The organism is Duganella levis, from assembly GCF_009857605.1.
GTDB classification, from domain to species: Bacteria; Pseudomonadota; Gammaproteobacteria; order Burkholderiales; family Burkholderiaceae_D; genus Rugamonas; species Rugamonas levis.
In genome coordinates, this window is record NZ_WWCT01000030.1 from 64246 (window position 1) to 70629 (window position 6384).

5 protein-coding genes are annotated in these 6384 nt (G+C 63.4%); all 5 read left to right on the plus strand.

The features are described from left to right. Positions 1-12 precede the first annotated feature (12 nt). Positions 13-1245, plus strand: coding sequence for an argininosuccinate synthase (locus GTP69_RS27140; protein ID WP_161057805.1), 1233 nt, complete (start codon positions 13-15; stop codon positions 1243-1245). Between the two features lie 93 nt (positions 1246-1338). Further along, positions 1339-3153, plus strand: a complete 1815-nt coding sequence (locus GTP69_RS27145) for a methyl-accepting chemotaxis protein (RefSeq protein WP_161057806.1) — start codon at positions 1339-1341, stop codon at positions 3151-3153. Positions 3154-3224: 71 nt separating this feature from the next. After that, positions 3225-5042, plus strand: a complete 1818-nt coding sequence (locus GTP69_RS27150; protein ID WP_161057807.1) for a HAMP domain-containing methyl-accepting chemotaxis protein — start codon at positions 3225-3227, stop codon at positions 5040-5042. 22 nt (positions 5043-5064) lie between these two features. Then, positions 5065-5523 carry a chemotaxis protein CheW gene (locus GTP69_RS27155; RefSeq protein ID WP_161057808.1) on the plus strand — a complete coding sequence of 153 codons (459 nt, stop codon included), beginning with the start codon at positions 5065-5067 and terminating at the stop codon, positions 5521-5523. Beyond that, positions 5520-6384: CheR family methyltransferase (locus tag GTP69_RS27160; RefSeq protein WP_161057809.1), on the plus strand; the 865-nt coding region annotated here is incomplete at its 3' end. The genes GTP69_RS27155 and GTP69_RS27160, both read left to right, overlap by 4 nt.

Sequence of the window (6384 nt, forward strand, 5' to 3'; positions counted from 1 at the left end):
ACTGAGAACATCATGAGCGATATTAAAAAAGTAGTCCTCGCCTACTCGGGCGGCCTCGACACCTCCGTCATTCTGAAATGGCTGCAGGATAACTACCAGTGCGAAATCGTCACCTTCACCGCCGACCTGGGCCAGGGCGAAGAACTGGAACCGGCACGCGCCAAGGCGATCAAGTTCGGCATCAAGCCAGAGAACATCTACATCGACGACGTGCGTGAAGAATTCGTGCGCGACTTCGTGTTCCCGATGTTCCGCGCCAATACCGTGTACGAAGGCGAATACCTGCTGGGCACCTCGATCGCCCGTCCGCTGATCGCCAAGCGCCTGATCGAAATCGCTAACGAGACCGGCGCCGACGCCATCTCGCACGGCGCCACCGGCAAGGGCAACGACCAGGTGCGCTTCGAGCTGGGCGCCTACGCGCTGAAGCCAGGCGTCAAAGTGATCGCCCCATGGCGTGAATGGGATCTGCTGTCGCGCGAAAAACTGCTGAAGTACGCGGAAGACGCCGGCATCGCCATCGACATGAAACACAAGAACGGCGGCGCGCCATACTCAATGGACGCCAACCTGCTGCACATCTCGTTCGAAGGCCGCCACCTGGAAAACCCAAGCGCCGAAGCCGAAGAATCGATGTGGCGCTGGACCGTCAGCCCTGAACAGGCGCCGAACGAAGCCGAATACATCGACCTGGAATACGAAAAAGGCGACATCGTTGCTATCAACGGCGTGCGCATGTCGCCAGCCACCGTGCTGACCGAACTGAATCGCCTGGGCGGCAAGCACGGCATCGGCCGTCTGGACCTGGTGGAAAACCGCTACGTCGGCATGAAGTCGCGCGGCTGCTACGAAACCCCGGGCGGCACCATCATGCTGAAAGGCCACCGCGCCATCGAGTCGATCACGCTGGACCGCGAAGTGGCCCACCTGAAGGACGACCTGATGCCACGCTACGCTTCCCTGATCTACAACGGCTACTGGTGGGCGCCGGAGCGCGTTGCGCTGCAAACCCTGATCGACCACACCCAATCCACCGTCAACGGCTGGGTACGCGTCAAGCTGTACAAGGGCAATGTGATCGTGGTGTCGCGCGATTCCAAAACCGACTCCCTGTTTGATATGAACATCGCCACCTTCGACGAAGACGGCGGCGCCTACAACCAGGCCGATGCCGGCGGCTTCATCAAACTGAACGCACTGCGCATGCGCATTGCTGCCAATGCGCGTCTGAAACGCGGCCAATAAGGTCGCCGATACCGCGTGATAGAAATGGCCGCTCGCTGAGCGGCCTTTTTTTTGATACATTGGTTCAACGTCCTGATCGGGAGTGGAGCCAGCATGTTCAATAACCTCAGTATCAAGAAAAAACTCGCTACAGGATTCGGCGCCATCATCGCCATCATCGTCATCCTGCTGGCCCTCGCCTATACCAACTTCACCAAGCTATCCACCGCCAGCACCTGGGACCTGCACACCATGCAGGTACTGCTGGAGGCCGGGCAGATTGAAACCTCGCTGATCCAGATCCAGACCTCGACCCGCGGCTTCATGCTGACCGGCGAAGAAAGCACCACCGCGCCGATCAGCGGCGAGGAAGAGGCGGTGCGCCACCACCTGGACGAGATCACGCGCCTCACCGCCGACAACCCCAGCCAGCAGGAGCGCCTGAAACGGCTCGGCCCCATGATGCAAAACTGGATCGACAACGTGATCCATCCGCTGCTGGAAAAACGCCGCGCGCTGAACAGGCAGGTCGGCGTGTCGCAGCAGGTGGCAACCTCGGCCGACGTGCTGAATGGGGCCAAAACCATCGCCGAGGTGCGCCAGCTGCTGCGCGAGATCAGCGACGAGGAAAAGCGCCTGCTGGCGCTGCGCACCAAAAACTCGTCCGACCTGTCGGAATCGATGATGCTGCTGCTGATCGTCGGCGGCAGCGTGTGCACGGTGCTGGCGCTGATCATCGGCGCGCTGCTGCTGCAGGCGCTGGGTGGCCCGATCGGCCGGCTGGCGGCGGTGGTGGAACGCATCGCCCACGGCGAGCAAGGCGCGCGCGTGGAAGTCACCTCGCGCGATGAACTGGGCCAGATGTCGGTCGCCTTCAACCAGATGGCGCAATCGATTCAGGACAGCCTGGCCAAGGAACTGGCGGCCACCAACCTGCTCAAGTCCAAGGTCGATGCGCTGCTGGTGGTGGTGTCGAGCGCCGCCGCCGGCGACTTGACCGGCAAGATCACGGTGCACGGCGACGACGCCATCGGCCAGCTGGCCGACGGCTTGGCGCGCATGTTCGACAACCTGCGGGGGCTGATCAACGACGTCCAGAAGGCCGGCATCCAGGTCACCACCTCGGCCACCGAAATCGCCGCTTCGGCCAAGCAGCAGGAAGCCACCGGCGTTGAACAGGCGCAGACCAGCGTCGAGATCCTCAGCACCACCAAAGAAATCTCCGCCAACATCACGGAGCTGGTGCGCACCATGGAGGAAGCCACCTCGGTGGCCGACTACACCACCCACGCCACCGCCGACGCCCAGGGCAATCTGCGGCGCATGGACGGCACCATGCAGACCATGGTGGCGGCGACCGACTCGATCAACGCCAAACTGGCGGCATTGTCGGAAAAAGCTAGCAATATCAACAGCGTTCTGATTACAATCACCAAAGTGGCCGACCAGACCAACATCTTGTCGCTGAACGCCGCCATCGAGGCCGAAAAGGCCGGCGAGGCGGGACGCGGTTTTTCCGTCGTCGCCACGGAAATCCGCAGGCTGGCAGACCAAACCTCCGTCTCCACCTGGGACATCGAACAGATGCTCAAGGAAATGCAGTCCGCCGTTTCCGCCAGTGTGATGGGCATGGACAAATTCTCCGAAGAGATACGCCGCAGCGTCGGCGAAGTGCGCCAGGTGACCAATCAACTGTCCGGCGTGATGGACCAGGTACAAAAGTTAGCTCCCCAATTCGATCAGGTATTACAGGGCATGCAGTCCCAAGCCGTCGGCGCTGCCCAGATCAACGAAACCATGATGCAGTTGAATGACGCCACCCAGCAGACCGTGGAGTCGCTGAAATCGACCAGCGAAGCGGTCCACCAGTTGCAATATGCGGCCGGCGGGCTGCAGACCAGCGTCGCCACCTTCTCGGTCGCGGCCTGACAACACCTTAAATCTGGCCGGTGTGGGAGAATGCCGGTTGCAATCTGGTACCCGCCAGCCCTGGAGAAAAAATGTTTAACGACTTGAGCATCAAGAAGAAGCTGTACCTCAGTTTTAGCACCATTCTGGCCATCATCCTGGTGTTGTTATCCATCGCTTACAACCGCTTCAGCAGCCTGTCCGAGGCCAACGCGTGGGACCGCCACACGATGGACGTGATCCAGGCCATCGACGTGCTGCGCAACGACCTGCTGCAAGTCCAGGTGGAAGCGCGCGGCTACTACCTGACCGGCTCGGAACAGCGGCTGGAACGCACCCGCAAGGAGATGAGCGATCTGCCGGGTTCCATCAACGAACTGCAGAAGCTCACCGCCGACAATCCGGTGCAGGTGACACGCTTCAAGAAGCTGGAAGAGATGATCAACGTCTGGAGCGGTGACGTCATCACCTCGCAGCTCAAGATGCGCCAGGAAATGGGCGACAAGCCTGGCGCCGCCGACGCCATGGGCCGCACGCCGCAACTGGCCAACGCCACCAGCTCCGGCATCGCTGCGATCTACAAATTCATGGACGACGCGGCGGCCGAGGAGAAGCGCCTGCTGGTGGAGCGCTCGCTCGCTTCCGAGCGCTTGCAGGAATCGATGCGCATGATCCTCACCGGCGGCGGTCTGGTATGCGTGGTGCTGTCGCTGGGCGTAGCCTGGCTGCTGGCGCGCGCGCTGCTGTCGCCGTTGAACAACCTGACCCACGCCGTCAACCGCATCGCCGCCGGCGATCAGGCGGCGCGCGCCGAAGTGCTGTCGGCCGATGAACTGGGTGAAGTGTCGACGGAATTCAATCGCATGGCGCAGTCGATCCAGGACAACCAGGCCAGGGAGCTGGCCGACACCAACGCATTGCGCGCCAAGGTCGATTCGCTGCTGGGCGTCGTCTCGAAAGCCGCCGCCGGCGATTTGACCGGCAAGATCGAGGTCAGCGGCGAAGACGCCATCGGCCGCCTGGCCGCTGGCCTGGACCGCATGTTCGACAACCTGCGCGGACTGCTGAACAATGTGCAGAAGGCCGGCATCCAGGTCACCACCTCGGCCACTGAAATCGCCGCCTCGGCCAAGCAGCAGGAAGCCACCGGCATCGAGCAGGCGCAGACGAGCGTCGAGATCCTCAGCACCACCAAGGAAATCTCGGCCAACACCTCGCAGCTGCTGAAGACCATGGAAGACGCCACTGCGGTGGCCGACTACACCACCAGCGCCACCGCCGACGCCCAGAACAACTTGCGCCGCATGGATAGCACCATGCAGCACATGGTCTCGGCCACGGATTCGATCAACGCCAAGCTGGCGGCGCTGTCGGAGAAAGCCTCCAACATCAACAGCGTGCTGATCACCATCACCAAGGTGGCCGACCAGACCAACATCCTGTCGCTGAACGCCGCCATCGAAGCCGAGAAGGCCGGCGAGGCGGGACGCGGCTTCTCGGTGGTCGCCACCGAAATCCGCCGCCTGGCCGACCAGACCTCGGTCTCCACCTGGGACATCGAGCAGATGCTGAAAGAGATGCAGTCGGCGGTATCGGCCAGCGTGATGGGCATGGACAAATTCTCCGAAGAGATCCGCCGCAGCGTGGGCGAAGTGCGCCAGGTGACCGACCAGTTGTCGGGCGTGATGGACCAGGTGCAGAAACTGGCGCCGCAGTTCGACGTGGTGCTGCAAGGGATGCAGTCGCAGGCGGTCGGCGCGGAACAGATCACCGCCACCATGATGCAACTGAACGACGCCACCCAGCAGACGGTGGAATCGCTGAAGGCCACCAGCGAAGCGGTGCACCAGTTGCAGTACGCGGCCGGCGATTTGCAGACCAGCGTCGCCAATTTCGCGGTTGCGGTGTAAGCGGACCGGCGGAGCAGATACGATGAAACTCCTCGTCTTCCACATCGGCGCCGACCGTTACGGCCTGCGCCTGCGCGATGTGGTGCGCGTGCTGCCGCTGCTGGAGCTCAAGCAGCTGCCGCTGGCGCCGGACAGCGTGGCCGGCCTGATGGACCTGCACGGCATCTCGGTGCCGGTGATCGACTTGTGCCGCGCCAGCGGCCTGCCGGCCGGCGCCGACCACTTCGACACCCGCATCATCGTCGCCGACTACGTGGCGCCGGACGGCGTCCACCACCAACTGGGCCTGCGCGCCGAACGCGTGCTGGGCGTGCAGGAGGTGCGCGACGACCAGCTGAACGACAGCGGTGTGCAGGCCGCGCCCTTCCTCGGCCAGGTCGCCAGCGACGCGCAAGGCATGCTGCAACTGGTGGAACTGGACCAGCTGCTGCCGGCCGATCTGCGCGCGCTGCTGTTCCAGTCAACGGATAACCACGCATGACACCCGCCCAGTCCCTGCTGCGCGCCGCCACCGGGCTGAATCTGTCGAAGGCGGTGGTCGACCGCGCCATCAAGAACCGCATGGAGCAAACTGCGGCGGCCGACGCCGAGGCCTACCTGCAGCAGATGACGCCGGAGGAAATGACCGCGCTGGTGGAACTGGTGGTGGTGCCGGAATCGTGGTTCTACCGCGACCCACAGGCCTTCGCCGCGATGACCGAATTCGTGCGCGTTCGCCTAGCGGCGGAACCCGGCCGGCTGCTGCGCATCCTGTCGATTCCCTGCGCCGGCGGCGAAGAGCCGTACACCATCGCCATGGTGCTGACCGACGCCGGCATCCCGGCCACTAACTTCATGGTCGACGCCTTCGACATCAGTCCGACCTGCGTGGCGCGCGCCAAGAGCGGCATCTACGGCCGCAACGCCTTCCGCGCGCAGGACCTGTCGTTCCGCGACGTTCACTTCACCAGCGCCGGCGACGGCGACTACCGGGTCAACGACAGCATCCGCCAGCAGGTGCGCTTCAAGCAGGGCAACTTGCTGGAGTTCGACCTGTCGACGCGCACCGGCTATTACGACGTGGTGTTCTGCCGCAATCTGCTGATCTACTTCGACAAGCCGACCACCAAGGCCGCCATCGCCAAGCTGCGCGCGCTGCTGGCCGACGACGGCCAGCTGTTCGCCGGCTATGCCGAAGTGCCGTCGTTCTGCCAGCATGGTTTTACGCCGCTGTCGTACAACCAGGCCTTCGGGCTGCTGAAGGACAGCGCCGCATCGGCCAAGCTGCCACGCGTGCCGGCCAAGGCGCCGCCACCGCGCGCCGCGCGCAGCATCGCCTCGCCGCCTTCGCTGCCGGCGACCA